The sequence below is a fragment of the Halomonas sp. V046 genome (assembly GCF_052645355.1).
In genome coordinates, this window is record NZ_JBQXYF010000008.1 from 185,944 (window position 1) to 208,091 (window position 22,148).

Annotated in this window: 17 protein-coding genes; 6 read left to right on the plus strand and 11 right to left on the minus strand. The window is 65.3% G+C overall.

What is annotated here, in order from left to right; genetic code table 11:
• Position 1 precedes the first annotated feature (1 nt).
• Together ACUN9Y_RS12785 and ACUN9Y_RS12790 are read right to left on the minus strand one after the other, a co-directional pair.
• A complete protein-coding gene (locus tag ACUN9Y_RS12785; RefSeq protein WP_445461095.1) occupies positions 2–2,143 on the minus strand; it encodes a protein-disulfide reductase DsbD family protein in 2,142 nt (713 codons plus the stop codon).
• A gap of 79 nt (positions 2,144–2,222) precedes the next feature.
• Positions 2,223–3,320: a TlpA family protein disulfide reductase gene (locus ACUN9Y_RS12790; RefSeq protein WP_445461096.1), complete on the minus strand. Its 1,098-nt coding sequence runs from the start codon at positions 3,318–3,320 to the stop codon at positions 2,223–2,225.
• A 125-nt stretch (positions 3,321–3,445) separates the two neighbouring features.
• On the opposite strand from ACUN9Y_RS12790, the gene pdxR reads away from it, so the two are divergent.
• The 6 genes from pdxR (at position 3,446) to ACUN9Y_RS12820 (ending at position 10,514) form a co-directional block, all read left to right on the plus strand.
• Complete coding sequence (gene pdxR, locus ACUN9Y_RS12795) at positions 3,446–4,846, plus strand: MocR-like pyridoxine biosynthesis transcription factor PdxR (RefSeq protein ID WP_445461097.1); 1,401 nt, start codon at positions 3,446–3,448, stop codon at positions 4,844–4,846.
• Between the two features lie 187 nt (positions 4,847–5,033).
• Positions 5,034–5,663, plus strand: a complete 630-nt coding sequence (locus tag ACUN9Y_RS12800; RefSeq protein WP_445461098.1) for an FMN-dependent NADH-azoreductase — start codon at positions 5,034–5,036, stop codon at positions 5,661–5,663.
• A 116-nt stretch (positions 5,664–5,779) separates the two neighbouring features.
• Positions 5,780–6,865, plus strand: a complete 1,086-nt coding sequence (locus ACUN9Y_RS12805; protein ID WP_445461099.1) for a GlxA family transcriptional regulator — start codon at positions 5,780–5,782, stop codon at positions 6,863–6,865.
• Entirely contained in the window at positions 6,862–8,064 is a 1,203-nt protein-coding gene (locus tag ACUN9Y_RS12810) for an MFS transporter (RefSeq protein ID WP_445461100.1), read from the plus strand. Before ACUN9Y_RS12805 ends, ACUN9Y_RS12810 begins: the two co-directional genes overlap by 4 nt.
• A 21-nt stretch (positions 8,065–8,085) precedes the next feature.
• Positions 8,086–9,477, plus strand: coding sequence for a YcjX family protein (locus ACUN9Y_RS12815; protein WP_445461101.1), 1,392 nt, complete (start codon positions 8,086–8,088; stop codon positions 9,475–9,477).
• Positions 9,474–10,514: a YcjF family protein gene (locus tag ACUN9Y_RS12820; protein WP_445461102.1), complete on the plus strand. Its 1,041-nt coding sequence runs from the start codon at positions 9,474–9,476 to the stop codon at positions 10,512–10,514. The genes ACUN9Y_RS12815 and ACUN9Y_RS12820 overlap by 4 nt, the downstream gene beginning before the upstream one ends.
• Positions 10,515–10,702: 188 nt before the next feature.
• Here ACUN9Y_RS12820 and ACUN9Y_RS12825 read toward each other — a convergent pair whose 3' ends face one another.
• From ACUN9Y_RS12825 to ACUN9Y_RS12865, 9 genes are all read right to left on the minus strand, one after another.
• Positions 10,703–11,974, minus strand: a complete 1,272-nt coding sequence (locus tag ACUN9Y_RS12825) for a YbiU family protein (protein ID WP_445461103.1) — start codon at positions 11,972–11,974, stop codon at positions 10,703–10,705.
• A 230-nt stretch (positions 11,975–12,204) separates the two neighbouring features.
• Positions 12,205–13,326, minus strand: a complete 1,122-nt coding sequence (locus tag ACUN9Y_RS12830) for an ABC transporter ATP-binding protein (RefSeq protein WP_445461104.1) — start codon at positions 13,324–13,326, stop codon at positions 12,205–12,207.
• A gap of 142 nt (positions 13,327–13,468) precedes the next feature.
• Positions 13,469–14,362, minus strand: coding sequence for a carbohydrate ABC transporter permease (locus tag ACUN9Y_RS12835; RefSeq protein WP_445461105.1), 894 nt, complete (start codon positions 14,360–14,362; stop codon positions 13,469–13,471).
• The gene (locus ACUN9Y_RS12840) at positions 14,355–15,299 is read right to left on the minus strand and encodes a carbohydrate ABC transporter permease (protein ID WP_445461106.1); all 945 of its coding nucleotides are present in this window, start codon (positions 15,297–15,299) and stop codon (positions 14,355–14,357) included. Before ACUN9Y_RS12840 ends, ACUN9Y_RS12835 begins: the two co-directional genes overlap by 8 nt.
• Before the next feature lie 82 nt (positions 15,300–15,381).
• Positions 15,382–16,650 (minus strand): ABC transporter substrate-binding protein, encoded by a 1,269-nt coding sequence (locus ACUN9Y_RS12845; protein WP_445461107.1) that lies wholly within the window; start codon positions 16,648–16,650, stop codon positions 15,382–15,384.
• Between the two features lie 844 nt (positions 16,651–17,494).
• On the minus strand, positions 17,495–18,706 hold the full coding sequence (locus tag ACUN9Y_RS12850; RefSeq protein WP_445461108.1) for an AGE family epimerase/isomerase: 1,212 nt from the start codon (positions 18,704–18,706) through the stop codon (positions 17,495–17,497).
• A gap of 107 nt (positions 18,707–18,813) precedes the next feature.
• Positions 18,814–20,391 carry an ATP-binding protein gene (locus ACUN9Y_RS12855; RefSeq protein WP_445461109.1) on the minus strand — a complete coding sequence of 526 codons (1,578 nt, stop codon included), beginning with the start codon at positions 20,389–20,391 and terminating at the stop codon, positions 18,814–18,816.
• A 3-nt stretch (positions 20,392–20,394) separates the two neighbouring features.
• Positions 20,395–21,120, minus strand: a complete 726-nt coding sequence (locus ACUN9Y_RS12860; RefSeq protein WP_445461110.1) for a response regulator — start codon at positions 21,118–21,120, stop codon at positions 20,395–20,397.
• Positions 21,121–21,338: 218 nt separating this feature from the next.
• On the minus strand, positions 21,339–22,142 hold the full coding sequence (locus ACUN9Y_RS12865; RefSeq protein WP_445461111.1) for a Cof-type HAD-IIB family hydrolase: 804 nt from the start codon (positions 22,140–22,142) through the stop codon (positions 21,339–21,341).
• Between the last annotated feature and the right edge of the window lie 6 nt (positions 22,143–22,148).

The window sequence follows — 22,148 nt, forward strand, 5'->3', positions numbered from 1 at the left end:
GTCATTGCGCCGCCAAGTCAGCGAGTAGCATCGGTGTAAGCAATTGCGGCAGCACCCTGGGGTTTTCGGCCCCGGGGGCGTACCACAGATAGAGTGGCACCCCCGTTCGATCATGCCGATTGAGGAAGGCCGTCATAGCAGGGTCGCCATTGGTCCAATCTCCCACCATGGTCGTCACGCCGGCCTGCCGAAAGGCCTCACGCGTCGCCTGGCGATCGATGGCATTCGTCTCGTTGATCTTGCAGGTGACACACCAGTCTGCCGTGAAGTACAGCAGCAACGGCGTACTCTGCTGGCGCAGTGCCTCAAGGCGGCTCTCGTCGAACGCCACCCGCTGCAGGGTCTCGTCGGCGCTCCCCGAGGGTGCAGAGAACGCCGCCGGGACGAGCCACCCCGCGCTCAACGCCATCACGGCCGCTACCGCTGACGGCCCCCAGGCCCAGCGATTTCCATTACGCTGGCGCAGTCCAGTCAGCCATAGCCCGAGCACCAGCAGCATGACCAGGCCCAGGGTCGCCACCACGCCGTCACTGGAAAGCTGCTGTCCCAATACCCAGAACAGCGCCAGTGCGGTGATCAACATCGGAATGGCCAGACACCGCCGAACGCTCTGCATCCAGGGACCAGGACGCGGCAGCTTGCGACGGAGTGCGGGAAAGTAACCGATGATCAGAAACGGCAGAGCGATGCCAACCCCCAGCCCCGCGAAGACCGTCAGCGCCGCTGGGGCCGGCAGCAATATTGCCGCTCCCAGTGCGGTCGCCATGAACGGCCCCGAGCAGGGTGTCGCGACGAAGGCCGCCAGCACACCGGTCCAGAACGCCCCGCCGGCGCCGCCTTTCTCGGCTAGCCGAGCACCGCCATTGAATCCACCGAGCTCGAAAAGTCCCGCCAGATTGAAGGCAATTGCCGTGATCAGCAGCGTCAGCCCGACGATGACGCGCGGATCCTGCAACTGGAAGGCCCAGCCCACCTGGGTGCCAGCCGCACGCAAGGCAAGAATCCCTGCTCCGAGCAGCACGCACACCCCGACGACTCCTGCACTGTAGGCTAGGGCTTCTCGCCTCGCCTCACGAGGGCCACCGGACAGCCTCGCCAGACTCAGCACCTTGAGGCTAAGAATGGGAAAGACACAGGGCATGATATTCAGCAAGACCCCACCGGCTATCGCCCCGAGCAGGGCCGTCAGCATCACACCAAGAACCGCCCTCTCGCCCGCCTTCGCGCCAGCCTCATCGCCGCTTCCCGGTGGCCCACCGGCGACACCCTCAGCGCTGCCCTGCAAAGGGACGGGGCCAGGATCCGCCTGAAAGGCCAACCCCGTTCCCCCGGCAAGCGTCACGACCGCCTCAAGAGGCTCGGGCGATGTCTCGCCCGCCGTCGTCTCGACGATCAGCTCATCCCCCCGGCGCCTGAAGTCCTGCTTGGCGGCCGGATCAACCGCCCCCTCACTGGCGACAAAGAGATGAGGTTGGTCGAGCTCGACGCCGGCCGGCAAGGGAAGAGAAATACGCAGGCGATCGCCCGCGAGGGAGTAGGTCGCTCGCGCGCCCAGCGGTCGCGGTAACGCTTGGCGCCAGCGGTTGAAATCGGCTTGGTGCTGGGGCGATATTGCGCCATCGCCGACGGACAGTTCCGTCGATAGTGTCGCCCGTTCAGGGATGCAGGCATCCTCGCGGCAGGCCAGGTATTGAAGATCGACACGAACGGGAATCGTCGTCCCCTCATCCAGAGTATCCGGCACATTCAGTGGTACTAAAATGGCGTAAGGGTGCTCATAGACATGGTTCATCAAGCCGCCGATGAGCAGGGTCTCGGGGACCGGGTAACGTGGCTCTTCTGGCGTCATGCCCTCTGGCAGTTGCCAGGAAAACTGTGGCGAAAGCCCTACGCTTCCTGGCTGTTTCCAGTAGCCGTGCCAACCATTCTGAGGCTGCATGACGATGGCAATCGTCGTCTGTTCTCCCGCGGCCGGGCGAGTACTCTCGGCCACGAGTGACGTTTGGATCATCACATCGCCCGACCCCACAAGAGAGGTTTGCGCCACCACGTCTCTTATCGGCATCAGGGTCAGCACACCTACGACAGCGACCAACGCCAGCAGACGCACCGTGACAAAACAGCGAACTATAGTGATCGGCATGAGTCGCACGCCCATCATGGATGGGCGTCTCCATCGAGTGGATATCGGTATCGACAATCGGTCTAGCGACAGGGTGATGTCATGGGGTAACGACACGCTGTATGGCGTCGGCCAACGCCGTATCCTCGGGGCCGAGCCTCTCGGCCACCCGTCCACTGCCATCGATCAGCACGACGGTGGGAATCTGTTGCACGCCGAATAAGCGATAGACGTCTCCGCTGGCGTCGAGGGCAAGGGGGATGCGGATATCACTGGATTCGCGATAATCCTCAAGGTCCTGCTGCGACGTCCAAAGTCCGGACGAAACCCCGATCCAGTCGACGTTACCTTGCTTGGCTAACGCCTCGACGGTTTCACGTACGCGGCCGCACGCCTGGGAGGTTTGCGGCTGGCTCTGCTCCAGATACCACTCACACCACGGGGCAAAGAACACGACGGCACGGGGCTTGTCGCTGTCAGCGGCGGACAAGGTGACAACGTCGCCTGACAGCGTGCCAAGCGTGAGCCCATCGACGCTATCGCCAATGTCCAGCGCCGCCACGCCCGCGGTACCGACACCGTCGGTATCACTATCGCCAGCGTCACCCTGCACGACCTGGCGAAGGGCATCCTCGAACTCCTGATCATCCAGGTGTCCGACATAGGCGATATGCCCGCTACGATCGATGAGCACATGCTGCGGGGTAACCCGCAGATTGAAGGCGTCGGCGAGGGTGCCATCATCGACCGTGATAGGCATGCCAAGGCCGATCTCTTCACGATACTTGCGCGCGGCTTCGGCGGTATCGCTGAAACCGGTGTTGACCGCGATGACTTGGATATCATCGCCGTACGTTTCATATATTGTCTGGAACCCGGGCATCTGCTGACGACAGGGCACGCACCAGGTCGCCCAGAATTTCAGGTACACGGGCTTGTCACCGTACAGCTCAGACAGCGCGATCTGCTCGCCATCCAGCGTTGTGACCGTGACATCGGGGCCTGGTTGTCCTACCAGAGACTCGCCGGCACTCTTGGCGCGGCGTTCACCTTCGGCATCCAGATCGTAGTCTTCGATTGCCGGCGGTTGACTCTGTGTCTCACCGGCGGCGTCTGCCACAGAGATGGTGCCAAGACTGCTGACCATCAGCGCCAGCAACAGCCCATACCCAATCCTAGGTGTTCGCATTGCCATCATGGTGTCCCTTATTGCCCTGCACGGCGGCATTGGTGAATGAAGAATGACGAAATCGGGCCTAGTTTGGGCGCCGCACAGTGCCGAAAAAAGTACCAAGAATGTTCGTTATCGCTATACCATGACGCATGAATCCTCTTCACATTGACCTTGATCGTTGCCATCGACGTCCGCTCACCGAGCAGATACACGACAGCATTGCCAGCGCGATCCGCGCGGGTCATCTCTATGGCGGCGCACGCCTCCCTTCCTGGCGTGACCTCGCCATCCAACTGGGCGTTGCCAGAGGCACGGTAAAGGCCGCCTATGAACGCCTGGCCGACGAGCAGTTGATCGTCGCTCGTGGCGCCGCGGGAACCTTCGTTGCAAGCCCGCTACCCGCGGTTCAGTCCGGCCTTGACAACGTCGCTACGCGACTGCCCCTGCCGGAGCTCTATCGTGACTTCGACACCCCGCCAAAGCCCTTTCAGATCGGTGTTCCGGCCACGGACATGTTTCCGTACCAGGTGTGGTCTCGCACCGTCGTTCGCCATTCACGCCAGGCCGCCATGGAGCCCACGCGCTACCTCGACCCTCGAGGGGACGTGGTCCTGCGCAAGGAAATTGCGGCGTATCTGCCGGTGGCCCGTGGCCTGCAGTGCTCCCCCGACCAGGTCATCATCACCACGGGCTACGCCGGTGCACTCGGCCTTGCCCTGCACACGCTTGGGCTTGGCACCCGACAGGTGTGGGTGGAGAACCCTGGCTACCCGCTGACGCGCCGGGCAATAGCGCTAGCTGGCTATACGCCGGTCCCCATCCCCGTCGACAGCCAAGGGATCGATGTCGCCGAAGGACGAGCACGGGCCCCCAACGCGTCTCTGGCCATTGTCACGGCCGGCCAGCAGGCACCGCTTGGCATGCCGCTTTCGCCGACCAGACGCCGCGAACTACTCGAATGGGCAGCCGCGTCAGGGGCCTGGATCATCGAAGATGACTACCTCAGTGAACTCAAGCTCGGGGGGAAGGCGGCGCCGGCGTTGGCCTCTCTGGACGTCGACGGACGCGTCATCCATGTCGGGACCTTCAGCAAGACCATCAGCCCCACCCTGCGGCTCGGCTTCATGGTCGTGCCATCGGCGCTGGCCTGCCTCGCCGGCGACGTCGCTGCGGCGCTATCGCCGGCCTCATCGCTTGCGACCCAGTTGGCGGTGGCGGCCTTCATGCGTGATGGTCACTACCTTCGCCATATCCGGCGCATGAAACGACTCTATGCGCAGCGGCGCGACGGCTTGCTTCACACGCTGGGCCCACGGCTGTCGCCCACTAGCATGGCCGGACTGTCGTTGCCGCTGACGCTGCCGGACGGCACCGACGATATTCGAATCGCCGAGGCGGGCGAAACGCTGGGCCTGGCGCCGTTGTCTTCCTGGTATGCCGATAGCGACGAGGCCAGAAGCGGGCTGCTCCTGGGCGTGACCAACCTGTCGGAGGCGGTCCTTCACAGCAGCTGCCAACACCTTGAGGAGCTCATCCGACGCCACACGTGACGATACATCGATACAACGGGCCAACTCTCGGCACTGGTTGGCCCCTTTCCGTACGCCACCACGTAGCGCGATCCTTTGCCGCCGTGGTGACCAAGTGCCACCCGCCACAACGCCAACGTGCGATTCCTGTTGGACAGGGGGGCACGAAGCGTGGCCTGGCCCCCATCTACCTCAGAAGACGATACCCATGAGCCGCATCCTCCTGCTGTCCTGCAGCCCACACTCCGTTGACTCTCTCGGCACGCGACTGGCGCAGCACGCCGTCGATGACGTCGTGTCGCGCCACCACGGCTTCTCGTCACTGACGCGTGATCTCGCCCGTGCACCGCTGCCGCCGCTCTCGGCAGGCTACGCGCAAGCCGTCTGCACATCGGCACCGCCAGACGCCGGTGAGTTTTCCTGCTCTGAGACACTAATCCAGGAGTTGGAGCAGAGCGATATCCTGGTGATCGCAACTCCCATGCACAACTTTACCGTTCCTGCGGCACTCAAACTGTGGATCGACTACGTACTGCGCAAAGACCGCAGCTTCATCGCCACACCACACGGCAAGGTTGGCACCCTAAAGGACCGCCCGACCCTGGTGGTAACCCGCGCAGGAGCGCAGTGCACTGGAGACAATGCAAGGCAACCCGATTTTCTCACGCCGTATCTCACCCATGCCCTATCGACGCTGGGCATTCACAGCGTGCAATTCAGCTACGTGCCCTCACCTTCTTCCTCTCCCTCGCCCAGCACCGAGGACACCGAGGCGGTTCGACTCGCCCTCGGGGCGTTCTTCGCCGCTGCGACGCCGTCGTTGGCGCGGGCCAGGTAGCCAGGCCGAGGGCATGACGGGCGCGCCCCATGTCCATATCGGTGGGATATAGGTCATTGCGGACATCTCTGCCTCGCGCCACACTCAAGGCTCCTGTCGTTGCTCAAGGGCCTGTCATGTCTCGCTTTCCCGCCTACCATGCCCCACCCGATCCCACGGCGGCCGGCGCCGGCAGCCCCTGCCGCCATGTCGTTCTGGTGGCCTATCCGGGCTGCCAGCTGCTCGACGTCAGCGGTCCCTGGCAGGTCTTCGCCAGCGCCAACGATCTCAGCGCGCAGCCGTTGTATCGGCTCAACCTGCTGGCCGACGCCCGAGGCGCCCTGCCGACCAACGGCGGCCTGTCCGTGGTCGCGGACCTCGACGATGCCGGTCTTGCCGAGCTGGGCCCGCCGGATACCCTCTTGGTGGTCGGCGGCAGCGGCGTCTTCGCCGAGACCCGGCGCGCCGCCTCGCTCGACCGGCTACGCCGCCTGGCGCCGTCCGTCAGGCGTCTTGGTGCGATCTGTAGCGGTGCTTTCCTGCTGGCCGAGGCCGGCCTGCTCGATGGTCGTCGCGCCACCACCCACTGGCGCCACTGCGACACGCTACGCAGCCATTACCCGTTCATCGACGTGGACCCCGACGCGCTCTACGTCGAGGACGACGGACGCTACACCAGCGCCGGCGTTACCGCCGGCATCGATCTGGCCCTGTCGCTGGTCGAGGCCGACCATGGATCGTCGTTGGCCGCGCGAGTGGCCCGCGAGTTGGTGATGTTCCTGCACCGCCCGGGCGGCCAATCTCAGTTCAGCGGCCCCCTGGCCCACCAGGCCCAGGCCGGCGGACGCCTGCGCCCGCTGATCGATGAACTGCTCGCCAACCCCGGGGCGGCGCACGATCTCGCCTCCATGGCCGAACGCCTGGCGGTGACGCCCCGACACCTGTCGCGCCTGTTCCGGCAACAGCTCGGCCAGTCCCCGGGAGAGTATCTCACTCGGCTACGGCTCGACGCGGCGCGCCAAGAGCTAGCCGCAGGGCAGGTCTCGCTGGCGCGTCTGGCAAGCCGCTGGCAACTCGGCGGCCCCGAGCAGCTGCGCCGCCTGTTCCATCGCCACTATGGCGTCTCACCCTCGATTTACCACGCACGCTTCGGCCCCGCCGCGGCGCCACAGCGTGCAACCAATGGCTCACCCTCTCCGGCCCACGACAGGAATCCCGCATGACATCCGCCAAGTCTCCCTTTCTACCCTTGAGCGTTACCCTGCTGTCGCTGTGCCAGGCGTTGCTGGTGAGCGGCAATATCCTGCTGATCAGCGTATCGCCGCTGCTGGGTGAGCGCTTGGCACCCAATGCCTGGCTGTCCACACTGCCGGTGGCCACTCAGTGGCTCGGGCTGATGCTGGCGACCATTCCCGCCTCGCTGATCATGGCCCGACTGGGGCGACGCCGGGGCTTCGTGCTCGGTAACCTGGTCGGCCTGGCCGGCACCGCCCTTGCCGTGCTGGCGTTGGCCGGCGGCCGCTTCTGGCTGTTTGCGCTTGCCACCACGGCGATCGGCGTCGGCATCGGCTTCGGACAACTCTATCGGTTCGCCGCCGTCGAGGCCGCACCGGCCGCGGCCAAGGACCGCGCCATCGGCCTGGTCATGGGCGGAGGCGTGCTGGCGGCGTTCTTCGGCCCTTGGCTTGCCCGTCATAGCCAGGACATCGCCACGACCCCGTTCCTTGGCAGCTTTATCGGCCTCGGTGCCCTGTACCTGATCGCCCTTGCGGTACTGAGCGTGACCCGCCTGCCGGCGGATCCGGTGGACACCCAGGCCGGCGACGCTCGGCCACTCGCGGCCATCGTGGCGCAGCCCAACTTCATCCTCGCGGTGCTCGCGGCCATGGTCGGCTTCGGCGTCATGAACCTGGCGATGACCGCGACGCCGCTGGCCATGGCCCACGCAGGCCATGGCTTTAACCATGTCTCGATGACGATTCAGTGGCATGTGCTGGCGATGTTCGCCCCGTCCTTCGTCACCGGGCGCCTGACCGCGTGGCTCGGCGCCCAGCGCATGATCGCCATCGGTTGCGTGCTGTTAATTGCCAGCGCCCTGACGGCGCGCTGGATACCGGGACTGACAGGCTTCAACATCGCCCTGGTGCTGCTCGGCGTCGGTTGGAACTTCACCTTTCTGCCCGCGACGGGGCTCGTCACCGAGTGCTACCGCCCAGCGGAGAAGGCCAAGACCCAGGCCACCAACGAGTTTCTGGTGTTCTCCGTCGTCGCCCTCACGGCGCTCGTCGCCGGCCCTCTGGTCAACCTCGTCGGCTGGGCGAACCTGAATGCCTGGCTGGTGCCCTTTAGTGCCCTTCCGCTAGTCTGGTTGGCCACTCGGTCCCTTGTTTTCCGCCGCGCCGACCCGCAGATTAGGGGCTGACCTTCGCCAGCGGATGCGTGCATGCCCCAGGACCTGACCCGAGACCTGATCGACCTGATAGAACGCGGACGCGACCGCCAGCTACGCCTGGCGGTCACCGGGTTGTCCCGCGCCGGCAAGACGGCCTTTCTGACCTCATTGGTGGATCAGCTGCGCCACGCAGGGCTCGAGGCACGTCTGGACCTGCTTGGCGCCAGTCGCGAGGGGCGCCTGCTCGGCGCCCAGCGGGTGGCGCAGCAGGATCTTGGCGTGCCGCGCTTTCCCTTCGATCAGGCCCGGGCAGCCCTCGCAGAATCGCCGCCGAGTTGGCCAAAGCCCACCAAGGGCATCAGCGAACTGCGCCTGAAGATCCGCTACCGCCCCGGCAGCCAGGGCTGGCTGCGACCGGACACCGCGGAGTTGACCCTCGACCTGTTCGATTACCCCGGCGAATGGCTGCTGGACCTGCCCCTGCTCGAGCACGACTTCCTCAGCTGGAGCCGCGCCCAGATCGACGACGTAGGGCTCAGCCGTCGCGACATGCTCGCCGACTGGCGCGCCGAGATGGCCACCCTCGCCCCGGACGACGATGCCGACGAGGCACGCCTTGCCGCCATCAGTGAACACTATGCCAAGGGCCTCAGAGCGGCCCGAGAAGCCGGCTTCTCGAATCTGCAGCCGGGCCGGTTCCTGCTGCCCGGCGAGCTCGATGGCGCACCGGTGTTGCAGTTCTTTCCGCTGACGGGGCTCAACGACTGGACACCGGAGACGCTATCGGCACTGCCCGACACCAGCGTCTACGCGACGCTCGCCAAGCGCTTCGGCTACTACCAGAGCCACATCGTGCGGCCCTTCTATCGTCAACACTTTCGCCGCTTCGATCGTCAGATCGTGCTGGTCGATGTGCTCGGCGCGCTCAACGCCGGCCCCGAGCGCTTCGAGGATCTTTCCCAGGCGCTCACCCGGCTGATGCAGAGCTTCAACTACGGCAGCCGCAGCCTGTTCTCGCGGCTGTTCACCCCACGCATCGACCGACTGGCCATCGCCGCCACCAAGGCCGACCATGTCACCCCGGAACAGCACACGCGCCTGGTATCGCTGCTCGAGGCCCTGTTGGCCGAGCCCTTGAAGAACCTCAAGTACGCCAATATTCCGGTCAAGGCGTTCTCACTGGCGGCCATTCGGGCGACCGAAGCCCGTGAGGTGAACCATCAGGGCCGCACCACACCGGCCCTCAAGGGCACCAGCTTGACCGGCGAGCCGCTGCTGAGCTTCCCCGGCGAAGTCCCGACGCACCTGCCCGACGCCAGCTTCTGGGCACGCCAGGGCTTCGACTTCGGCGCCTATCGCCCCTTGCCGGCCACGCCCGGCGCCCTGCCTCATATCCGCATGGACGCCGCCCTCGACTGGCTGATTGGAGACAAGCTCAGATGACACCCGCTTCTTCCGGCGACGACCCGCGCCCCGGCGTGCGCTTCGCCGACGACGATATCGCCCAGGCAGACCCGAGGCCCCGGGTGCACTTCGCCGAGGACCAGGAAAGCCGAGCCCTGACACCGGCCGCCCCGGAGCCCTCGGCCGAAAACCCCGATCTCGACCGCATCCTGTCGCGACCGCGCAAGCGCCGCTGGGGCGTGCTTGCCATACTCGCCGGGTGTCTTGGGCTCGGCACCGCAGAGCTTGCCACCGGGGTACCGGCGACGCTTGCTGGCGGTGATCTTATTGCCACCGGTTGGCAGCTATTGGGGCTTGGCGCCATTGGGCTTGGCGGCCTGGCGCTAACGCGAGAGCTAACCCGACTCAAGCGTCTCAAGCGTCACGATGTGCTGCGCCAGGACTTGGCCGAGCTGCCACAGCGCTCGCCCAAGGACGCCATGGCCCTGGTCGGGCGCCTCAAGCGCCAGCTCAAGCTGCATGACGACCACCCCCACTGGCAGGCCTTCGAGACCGCCCGCGAGCCCCACCACGATGGCCAGGACCTCGCCGCCCTGGTCGATCATCACCTGTTGGCACCCCGCGACAGGGAAGCCCGGCGGCTGATCTCACGCATGAGCGGAGAAACCGCGGTGATGGTTGCCGTCAGCCCGCTGACCCTGGTCGACATGGGCCTGGTGGCGTGGCGCCATCTGGCCATGATCGACCGCCTGTGTCGCCTGTACGGCCTGGAGCTTGGCTACAGCGCCCGGCTGCGCCTGCTCAGAAGCGTGCTCTATCAAATGGCCTTCGCCGGCGCCACCGAGCTTGCCGCCGACGCCAGCATGCAGATGCTGTCGCTGGACCTGGCCGGGCGAATGTCGACCCGCGCAGCCCAAGGGCTTGGCGTCGGGCTACTGGGCGCAAGGCTCGGCCTGCGCACCCAGCGCCTGACCCGGCCACTGGCCTTCCGCCCCGACCAGCGCCCGCGCCTCGGTGACCTGCGCAAGGAGCTGTGGCAACAGCTTAGACGGATGGAAACACCGAAGAAGGACTGACCCGGCCGTTAGGGTCAGCCGACCAGCGGGCAACCAACGCCCGCCGTATATCGCGATGGCGTGCGCGCGTAATCTGCGACTCCGAGCCCCGAGCCCCGAGCCCCGAGCCCCGAGCCCCGAGCCCCGAGCCCAGTAGACACCCTTCACGCCACCACCTTCGCCTGCGCGTCGACGTCGCCACCGCGCATCTAGCGCCCGAGCTGAGCCAGCCCCAGCTCGGTCAGGTCGTCGAGCCCCGCTCGTCCGTCGAAATCCACCTCGAAGTCGTCCGCGGCGAAATCCGGTGGCGTCCGCCCTGTGAGGAAGGCTTGCCACTGCCCCTCCAGATAGGCTGCGTTCTTGTCACACCAGGGGGCCGATCCAATGTAGACCACGTTGGAGTCGAAGTCTCCGCCGTGTTCCGGGTCCACCGCGTGGACCACATCACAGTGCCACCAGATGGTATCGCCGGGCGCAAGATCCGGGATCGGCGTCACCGCTTCCAACAGCGGTGCGTGCCATCTGGGGTCGACCGACAGGGCCCTGCCCGGCTTGGCGCCGCACAGCTCGTCTTCCGGCACATCGTCCTGCAAGGCCCTGAGCAGCAGATAGCTCATCACATTGGCGATGGGGATCAGGTTCAGCGTGCCCTGGCCGGCTCGCTGCGGTGTCAGCGCCGTCCAGCCCTGAAAGGTACGAAACATCGAACACACCGCCGGAGAAGAGAATTCCCCGACCCGGGTGCGTCCTCGCGCATCGAAGGGATCGAAGGCCCCGGGGCGCCCGGCGAAGACGTCGCGGTAGACGTAGCGAAAGTGGCCATCGAGCCAGCGCTCCACCGAGCCACCATCGACATGGGGCGACAGCCCCAGGCTCTGGGAGCCTGGAGGCCGGCGCCTCAGGCGGTCGGCGTAGCTGGTCATGCGGCTCGGATCGAACTCGCCGTGGGCCTGCCACAACCGGTTGAGAAAGATCTGAACCTTGTTCAGACGCGCGTCCTGCCGGGCGAGAACCTGGGGCCGCGACCAGTAGAGCCCGTAGATCTGCGGTTTACCCTGCTTGAGCTCGCCGAAGTAATTGTCTTCTGCGGCGTTAGCCAGGCGGTCGAAAAAGCGATTACGCGCCAGGTAATCGCCGACGTCGGCATTCCACCCCGTCACACGGTCGGGATCGAAAACGCCGGCGATGGCGCAGGCACCACGCTCCTTCAGCCGCGCCCGGTCGACATCACCGATGCGCCCCGCGATCACGTCATCGGCCAGAAGCCTCGGTATAGGATGCACGCCGCGTCCCCGCTCGGCGCCTATTCGCTCGACCTGAGCCAGCACGTCGGCCTCGGCCTTGGCGAAAGCACCACGAACGTCGCCGATTCGCTCGCGCAGCTCGCGCTTGGCCGCCGCAATGGCTTGCCCAAGGCGTTCGGGGTCCGCGGCAAGCGTGCGGTCCAGCGGGCTATCGGCATCGATAAGCAAATCACTCATGACGGTGTCCTCGCTCGTATCTGTGCATCGCCCCAGGGGCGCCGTCGGAGCGGCTCGGGGCTGTCTATATCACCGCTCAGGGCTGTCTATACCACCGCTCACGGCTGTCCATACCACCGCTCACGGCTGTCTATACCACCGCTCACGGCTGTCTACCTCACCGCTCACGGCTGTCTATACCACCGCTCAGGGCTGTCTACCTCACCGCTCACGGCTGTCCCTGACAGACCTCACGCCAGCCGAGACTCGCTGGCCGGGTCAAACAGCACGGCGCGGCGCATGTCCACACGCAGCCTGACCACCTCCCCCGGGACCACACGACAGTCCGGACCGACTCGCACCGTCACCTCGGCCTCGCCGAGGGGAACATTCATCAAGATGTCGGCCCCGGTCGGTTCCACCACGTTGACCGTGGCGCTGAAAGGCTCGCCAAGGTCCTGACCCGACAGCCGGGTGTCTTCTTCGCTGAAATGCTCTGGGCGCAGGCCAAGCAGCACCGCTTGCCCGATGCGCTCGGCGAGGCCGGCGCTCTCTCGCTCGGCGGGCCAGGGCAGGTTCAACGGCTCGCCGCCGGGGATAGCGATGCTCAGCCGGTAATCGCCGGCGACGCCTTCGAGGGTGGCGGTAACGAAGTTCATGGAGGGCGAGCCCATGAAACCGGCGACGAAGACGTTGACCGGGTCGTTATAGATCTCGTCGGGGGTGCCCAATTGCTGCACGCGGCCATCGCGCATCACCGCGATGCGATCAGCAAGCGTCATCGCCTCGATCTGATCATGGGTGACGTAGACGATGGTGGTCTTCAAACGCTGATGGAGCTTCTTGATTTCCGTGCGCATCTCGACCCTGAGCTTGGCGTCGAGATTCGACAGGGGCTCGTCGAACAGATAGATCTGCGGCTCCCGCGCCAGGGCGCGGCCCATCGCCACACGCTGGCGTTGGCCGCCGGAAAGCTGAGAAGGCTTGCGCTCCAGCAGGTGCGAAATCTGCAGCAGATCCGCCACTCGCTCGACGGCGGCCTCGCGGCTGGCCTTCGGGACCTTGCGCATTTCCAGGCCGAAGGCGATGTTGCCGCGCACGGTCATGCTCGGGTACAAGGCATAGGACTGGAACACCATGGCGATATCCCGCTCGGCGGGGGTGCGCCAGGTGATGTCCTCGCCGCCGATATGAATCTCACCGGCGGTCACCGGTTCGAGCCCGGCGATGGCATTCATCAAGGTCGACTTGCCGCACCCCGAAGGGCCGACCAGAATCAAGAACTCGCCGGAATCGATGGCGATGTTGACGTCCTTGAGCACCTGAGTGGTACCGAAGTCCTTGCAGACGTGGCGAATCTCCAATGCTGACATGGGGGGTCTCGCTTATGGTTCGTGCCTGGAGCCGGCGCTGGCTTCCAGGCGGTCATCGTTGCCCGGTCATCCGGTGGTGAGCGCCAGGCCGGGCCTGAGCGCCGATCAACCGGCGTGCTTTTCTGGCTCTCCCGGCGTGCCCTCAGCCCTTGACGGACCCGGCGGTCAGGCCTCGTACGAAGTACTTGCCGGCCAGCACGTAGACCACCAGCGTCGGCGCCGCGGCAATCATGGCGGCGGCCATATCGACGTTGTATTCCTTGGCCCCGGTGGAGGTGTTGACGAGGTTGTTGAGCGCCACCGTCACCGGCTGGGTGTCGTGACCCGAGTAGGCCACCCCGAACAGGAAGTCGTTCCAGATCTGGGTGAACTGCCAGATCACCGAGACCACGATGATCGGCGCCGACACCGGCAGCAGGATGCGCCAGAAGATGCGAAAGAAGCCGGCGCCATCGAGCTTGGCCGCGGACACCAGCTCGTCGGGTATCGAGACGTAGAAGTTTCGGAAGAACAGCGTCGTGAAGGCGATACCGAACACCACGTGCACCAGCACCAGGCCCGAGCGCGAGCTGGCCAGTCCCAGCCAACCCAGGGTCTGGGCCATGGGCAGCAGCACCACCTGAAACGGGATGAAGCAGCCGAACAGCATCATGGCGAACACCAGCTCCGAGCCCCGAAAGCGCCACTTGGTCAGGGCGTAGCCGTTTAGCGCGCCGATGGCGGTTGCGATGATCACCGCCGGGATCACGATCGCGAAGGAGTTCCAGAAATAGCCCCCGACGCCTTCGCAGCGCATGCCGGTACAGGCTTCACCCCAGGCCTTGATCCAGGGTGCCAGGGTCGGATCACTCGGCAGCGACAGCAGGGTGCCCGGAGTGATCTCTTCAAGCGGCTTGATCGAGGTCAGCAGCATGACGACCAGCGGCAACAGGTAGGCCGCGGCGGCCACCACCAGCACCGCATACAGGATCAAGCGCAGCACCTTGGCGCCGGGCGTCCGACGCCGAATCACGTTGTCTCTGACCTGGCTAGTCATGACGCCGGCTCCTCAGTTCGCTGAACAGGTACGGCACCAGAATCGCCAGCACGCCGCCAAGCATCAGCATGGCGCTGGCGGAGCCGAGCCCGATCTGGGCCCGCGTGAAGGCGTGGGCATACATGAAGGTGGCCGGTAGATCCGAGGCATACCCAGGGCCGCCGCCGGTCAGGGCGACCACCAGGTCAAAGCTCTTGATCGCGATATGGGAGAGGATCATCACCGCGCTGAACACCACCGGGCGCAGGCACGGCATGATCACCCTCCAGTAGATGCGCGGCAGGCTCGCGCCATCGAGCTGGGCGGCCTTGAGGATCGCGTCATCGATGCCGCGCAACCCGGCCAGAAAGAGCGCCATGACAAAGCCCGAGGCCTGCCACACCGCGGCAATGACCAGGGTGTAGACCGCCATATCCGAGCGCACCAGCCAGTCGAAGGCGAAGTCATCGAAGCCCCAGCCGCGAACCATCGCCTGAATGCCTAGCCCCGGATTCAGCAACCACTTCCAGACCACGCCAGTCACGATGAACGATAGCGCCATGGGATAGAGATACAGGGTACGTAGCGCCCCTTCCTGGCGGATGCGCTGATCGAGCAGGATAGCGAGCACGGCCCCCAGCACCAGGCAGATGGCGACGAACAGGCCGCCAAACACCGCCAAGTTGGAGGCCGCGACCCACCAGCGTTCATTGGCCATGAGTCGGGCGTACTGGCCGAAGCCGACGAAGTCGTAGCTCGGCAGCATGCGCGAGCTCGTCAACGACAGCACGAACGTCCAGATCATGAAGCCGTAGACGAAGAACAGCGACACGGCGACCGAAGGCGCCAGCACCAGGCGCGGCAGCCAGGCCTGAAGTAGACCGCCGCTCGAGCGTCGCCCGCGAACGGGCCCGCTCGCCGCCCGGCGGCTGGCGGCAGAAGTCGAAGAAGACGTCATCACGAATACCTCGGGAAGCGCCCCTCAGCCCGGCGTCATGTCGTCGGACGCCGGGCTGAGCGTTGCGCGTGCGGCAGGAGAATCAGAACGCCAGGCTAGCAGCCTGAGCCAGGCGCTCGGCGGCCTGTTCTGCGCTCATCGACTCATCATTGAAATAGTTGGTGATGATGTCGAAGAAGGCCCCCTGGACATCGCTGCGCATGGCCATGCGGTGAGCGAAGCTCGGCACCAGAGTGCTGGCTTCACGGGACGACTGGAAGTCGGCCATGGATTGCTGGGCGCAGCTATCGAAGGCACTCATGTCGAGATCGGTGCGCGGCGGAATCGAGCCCTTGATCTGGTTGAAGGTCTGCTGAAACTCGGGCTCCAGTACCAATCGTGCCATGGTCTGCTGGGCTTGTTGAGCGGCCTCGTCGTCCAGCTTGAACATGGCAAAACTGTCGATATTGAAGGTGAAGGCGTCCTCGGTGCCCGGCACCGCCGCGCACAGGTAATCGCTGCCCGCCTGCATATCGGCCGCCGTGAACTCGCCCTTGGCCCAGTCGCCCATGATCTGCATCGCTGCCTGGCCGTTGATCACCATGCCGGTGGCCAGGTTCCAGTCACGTCCCGGCATGCCCTCGTCCATCAAGCCACGCAGACGCTTGAAGGTCGACAGTGACTCGATCATGGTGTCGCTTTTCAGGCTGTCTTCGTCGAGCTCGACGAAGGCGTCGCGGTAGAAGTCGGCCCCGCCGAGGCTCAGTACCACCGACTCGAAGATGGTCGCGTCCTGCCATGGCTGGCCACCGTGGGCGAGCGGCACATAGCCGGCCTCGCGCAGCGCTTCACCGGCGCTGAACATCTCATCCCAGGTGGTCGGCATCTCGACCCCGGCATCGGCGAGCACCTCGGGGTTGGCCCACAGCCAATTGACCCGATGCACATTGACCGGCACCGCCACGTAGTGGCCATCGTGTTGCATCATGTCGGCGACCACACCAGGCAGCAACTCGTCCCAGTTGCCCTCCTCGGCCACCGCATCGAGATTGGCCAGCAGGCCAAGCTCTCCCCACTCCTGAATCTCGGGGCCGTTGATCTGAGCCGCCGCCGGCGGATTGCCGGACATCGCCCGGGACTTGAGCACCGTCATGGCGCTGTCACCGGCACCACCGGCCACGGCGAAGTCCTTCCAGGTATGGCCTTCGCTCTCGAGCAGGTCGCGCAAGGTACCTACCGCCTCGGCCTCGCCACCGGAGGTCCACCAGTGCAGCACCTCAACCTCCCCCGCCTGGGCGGCTGGGACGCTCACGGCAGCGGCGGTAACGAAGGCGCCGAGGGCGCGGCGAGCGTACGGAAGCTTGGCAGACATGGCGTCTCTCCTGATCATTGTTATCGAACTCATCGTGCGTCACTGGGCGGGACCGACGTCGCGGCGGACGGGACCGGCCTGCGGCCAGGGTCGATCCCCGACATGGCCGAATCACCACCAGGGATGTCCTGACACGCTAGCCCAATCCTCGCCCCTTGTGGGGTTAACAAGTGCTGAATAGTATTGCCGGGATATTACGGTCTTGTAATATTTGGCTGTGCCAATCGCGCCGACACTCACCAAAGCCTCGGGCAGGCGGGTTTCTTCCGCAGTGCCTCCCAAACAGCTCCTCGGCTGGTGGGCGGCCATATACGCCGAGCCAGCTAGTTCATTGCTGTGCCTCATGCAGCCCCCGCCAACGGCCTGACGCAAGTAAGACGACGGCGACCACTTCGCGGGCACATCCGTCAGGCGTACAAACGGCGATCAGAGCATCGCCAGCCTAGTCAACGTCGACAGGCCCCACTCCCAAGTTGCCATCATGACGCTGAATTTGTCGCTCGAAAAATCGTCGAGTTTCGACGGACTCTTGCCTTGAAATCGACCAGGTCAGGCTCAGCCGCCGTAAGACCAGGACGGCAAAAGCCCAACCCGCCCCCTGGCGTCCAACACACAAGAAGGCCGGGCATCAGCCCGGCCTTCTTGTGTGTCACCTGGTCCGTCTAGCGGCGCATTTCTCGGAACGACCTGCCTGGCACAGAACGACGCTGCCTCCCGGCCATCGAAACGGCGCCTCGGCTCGGCGTATGGCGCACGCTCAAGGCCTGCGCCTCGGTTTCGTCAACGCCAAGCCACGGGGCGGGTTTCGCGTCGGCGGCTCTGCGCCTCTTGGGCAGGCGCCGCGCTAGCGCCGGGATACGTGGCCAGGCGCCATTCGTGCCAGCACCGCCAGCACATCCTGGCAGGCGCCCATGGTGTGGTAGTCGACCTTTCCGGCGGGGCTCTTTTCATCGGAATACGACCGATTTTCTGCACTCAGTATGCGATACCAGGCGCCGAAGCGATGATCGATCATATGCTGCCAGCTGTAGTCCCATAGCGTCTCGTACCAGCGCCAGTACACCGCCTTGCCGGTGGCTTCGGCGAGTAGTGCGGCGGCGGCGAAGCTCTCGGCCTGGACCCAGAAGTACTTGTCGCCATCGCAGACCTTGCCATCGAGGTCGAGACCGTAGACCAGGCCGCCGTGGTGGCGATCCCAGCCGGCATCGGCGGCGCTCAGGAACAGCCGCTCGGCAGTAGGAATCAGCCAGGCGTCATCGCGATGGTGAGATAACAGCACCAGCAGCTTGGCCCATTCGGTTTGATGCCCGACCTGGTAGCCCCACGGCCGAAACAGGTGCTTCGGGTCGTCGCGGTTGTAGTCGAGATCGCGTCGCCACTGGGTATCGTAATGCTCCCAGATCCAGCCATGGACATGGTCACGGTTGGCCCCGGTGATCGCCGCGGCGATGGCCATGGCCTGGTCCAGGTAGCGCTTGTTCCCGGTCGCCTCGAATGCGCTGATCAGCGCCTCGCAGCCATGCATGTTGGCGTTCTGGCCGCGATAGTCAGACAGGTGCCAGTGCGGGTCGGCCTCGTCGGCAAAGCGCTGCCACTGAGGCTGCCAGAAGTGCTTGTCGAGCAGGGCATGGGTACGGGCGATGCCCTCGCGGGCCTCTAGAATACCGGCGCGAAAGGCCTCGGCGTAGGCCAGCAGGACAAAGGCCAGGCCATAGCAGTGGTGGGTTCCATCTTCTACCTCGCCGTGACGCAGGGTCCAGGCATAGCCCTGATGCCGTGTCTGGAAGTGGGCCTGCTCGAGATACTTGAGACCGTGGCGGGCCCAGTGCCGGTATTCGGCCTGATCTGCCTGGCGAGCGTGCTGCCGGGCATAGCGCGCATAAGTCACCACGAAGCGGGCACTGGAGACCAGATGACGATGGTCGGCGTCATAGACCGAGCCATCATCTCGGAAGTACTGAAAGAAGCCGCCATGGGGGTCGATGGCTCGGGGGTGATAGAAGGCCATGGTGTCGCGCACGTGGCGCTCGAGAAAGGCCGGATCACGAACGTTCATCTGACAAGGTCTCCCGTCGCTGAGAATCCGGCCACCGCCGGATCGAATAAGACTCGCTAGCCTGCCTAGCCTACGCCAAGGCCTCTGGCGGCGGCAGCGATGAATTGCTACAAAGTCTTATCCCCGACCGCCGTGGCCGACGGACGCGTCGCAAGGTGGTTAGCGATACCGCGGTCCTGTTCGGCGAAGGGGCCTGGGCGCGGCAGGCTCAGGGTGACGTCGAGACCGCCCCCCGCCGCCTCCCCCAGGGTCAGGCTACCCCCGTGGGAGACGATGATATGCCGGGCGATGCCAAGGCCCAGACCGCTGCCGCCGGTATGGCGGCTGCGCGAGGGCTCCAGGCGCACGAAGGGCTCGAACACCCTGTCGCGCTGGTCGGCGGGAATGCCAGGGCCGCGGTCGATGAGACGTACCCATAGCCGGCCTTCCTTGTCCGCCAGGCTGACCGTGACTTCCGAGCCATAGAAGATCGCGTTTTCGAGCAGATTGGACAGGGCGCGCTTGAACGCCAGGGGCTTGACCCAACACGGATCGGCCTGCCCCTGCACCTCGATCTTGCCCCCATGCAGGTCCAGCTCCTCAGCCAGATCATCCAACATCGTGCGCGGTGACAGCAACGCAACACGCTCGTGCATGTCGAGTCCCTTGACCGACTCCAGCGCCCCCCGCACCAGACAGTCGAGCTCATCGAGAGACGCGGTGAAGCGCTCTCGCTGATGGGCGTCGTCGAGCATTTCGGCACGCAGCCTCAAGCGGGTGATGGGTGTCTTGAGGTCATGGGAAATCGCCGAGAACAGGCGTTCGCGCTCCTCGACCTGGTGCTGAAGCCGCCGCTGCATGCGATTGAACGCCGCGGCGGCGGTCGCCACTTCCTGGGGGCCGTTCTCACCGAGCGGTGGCGCGTCGAGATCCTCCCCCAGGCGCCGTGCCGCGGCGGCCAGGCGCCCCAGGGTTCGGGTAGCGCTGCGGATGCCTAGCCCGGAAAGGCCCATCACCGTGGCCAGGACCACCAGCAGCACGAACAGCCGGTCGCCGGCGAGTAGCCAATGGGCGGGGCGCAGCACGCCGGGCATGGGAATCAGGGTCGCCACATAGAGCCACTGGCTTTCGTCCAACGCCAGCTGCAAGACCACGATCGGCTGATCGAAGGAAGCCGAGAGCAGGCTGTGCTGGCCCCAGCGAGGTGGCATTTCGGTCAACAGTACCTCGGCATTGAGCAGGCGCAATGTCTCGGGTCGCGAGAATTCGACCTCGACCTCGGACAGCCCCAGCTCGCGCTTGAGTACCCGTCTCAGGTTATCGACCACCAGGGCTTTCTCGGGGCCGTCACCAAGATCGTCTACCGCCAGGCGATGGTCGTTGATGCTGACGAAGAACCGCGTGCCCCCCATGTCACGCAGTTGATCCAGCGCCACATGGCGATAGGCCTGGGGCAATGAGCGAAAGAAGCGCACCGTGGACGCCACGCTGTAGGCCAGATTGCGCGACATGTCATCGAGGCGCGCATGCTGCTCGTCACGCTCCTGGGCGCTCCACCAGGCATAGCTGGCGAGCTGGGCCCCGAGTACGCCGACGATCATGATCAACAGAAAGCGCCCGCGTAGGGTGCGCGGCAGCGCCTTCGCGGCCCGGCGCCGCCAATGGCGCAGTGGTGATGGCGAATCGTCCTCGGGCCACTGCCCCATGACTCAGGCGACCGCCGCGACGCGAGCGGCCAGCACGTAGCCTTCCCCTCGCACGGTGCGAATCAGCGGCGAGTCCTGCGCGTCGTCCCCCAGGCGTTGACGCAGGCGGCAGACGTGCACGTCCATGGAGCGGTCCAGGGGAGGCGCCGGACGCCCCCGGGTCAAACGGTACAGCTCCTCACGCGACAGCACCTGTTCGGGACGCTCGAGAAAGACCTGCAGCAGCTGGAAGTCCGCGCCGGTCAGCGCCGATCGCTTGCCGCGACCATCGATCAATTCCCGCGAGACCCTGTCCAGCGACCAGTCACCGAAGGCCACCATCCGCGCTTCAGCGGCCCGAGCGAGGCCGGCCGAAGGACGACAGCGACGCAGAACGGCCTTGATTCGCGCCAGCAACTCACGCGGGTCGAAGGGCTTGCTCAAGTAATCGTCGGCGCCAAACTCGAGCCCGAGGATACGATCGGTATGATCGTCACTGGCGGTCAACATGATGATCGGCAGTTGGCCTTGCTCACGCAGCCGGCGACAGATGGCGAAGCCGTCCTGGCCGGGCAACATCAGGTCGAGCACGACCAACGCAGGCGTCAGGGTGTCGAGCAACGCATAGAGCGCATCGGCATCCTCGGCGGCCAAGGCGCGAAAGCCGTGGCGCTCTAGATAGTCGACCAGCAGCTCGCGAATCTCGGGGTCGTCATCGACCACGATGAGCGTATCGGGGACCTTCGTCATGGGCGGCGCTTCATTATTGTCGGGGCGAGCATGCCGACCGGCCAGGCCGGCCAGCATGGCCTTTCCCCAAGCCTACCTAACCGCGGCCGGTCCGGCGATTGCACCATGGTGGCAACGTCACCGACGTCGGCCTCGACGCGCTCAGGCTCGACAACCACGGCGGCGACGTCTCCCGGGAAACACTCAAGGGCTAGCCGTGCAGGGTTTGCCGGGCCGCATCAGCGGTCGAGGGCGAAGCGCTCACGTAGCCAGAGCGCCACCGCCGCGTCGCGGTGATGACCGATAACGCGGGACTCGGGCAGGTCCTGCGCCAGGCTCGGATGGGCATTGGCCATGACCTGAGCCTCCCCGGCCAACGCCAGCATCTCCCGATCATTGAGGTTGTCACCGAAGGCCAGACAGCGGGTCGCAGGCAGGCCAAGATAGTCGAGCAGCTCGCTGACGGCGGTGCCCTTGTTGACCCCGGCCGCCATGATCTCCAGGGAATGCGCCATCGAGTAGGTGATATGCAATTGTTCGCCCGCAAGCTCTCGTGCCTCGGCCTCGATCAGGGCGAGATCATCAGGCATGCCGATGTAAAGCGCCTTGCCGACGCCCTCCTCGTTCATCTCCGGGGAGGCCTGAACCTGATAGGCGAAACCGGTCGCATCGTGCAGGTCGAGGAGCCCCGGGGCGTGGTCGTCGATCAACCAGGCGTTATCGCGATACAGGTTCAAACGCACCTGTGGCGGGCGCGGCAGGTCGATCAACGCCCTGGCCAGTGCCGGCGCCAGGTAGCGGGCCTGGCGTCGCTGTCCCGCCGGGTCGAAGGTCCAGGCTCCGTTGCTGCTGATCAGGTGCACATCGCCCCCCAGGCGCTCACAGAAGGGCAGCATATCCAGATGATGGCGCCCCGAGGCCAGCGCCACGTGGTGTCCCAGGGCGGCCAGCTCACGTAGGGTCTGGACGGTGACCTCGGCCAGGTCATGATTGGCCCCCAGCAGGGTGCCGTCGAGGTCGGATACGATCAGATGTGGCGTCATGGCGGC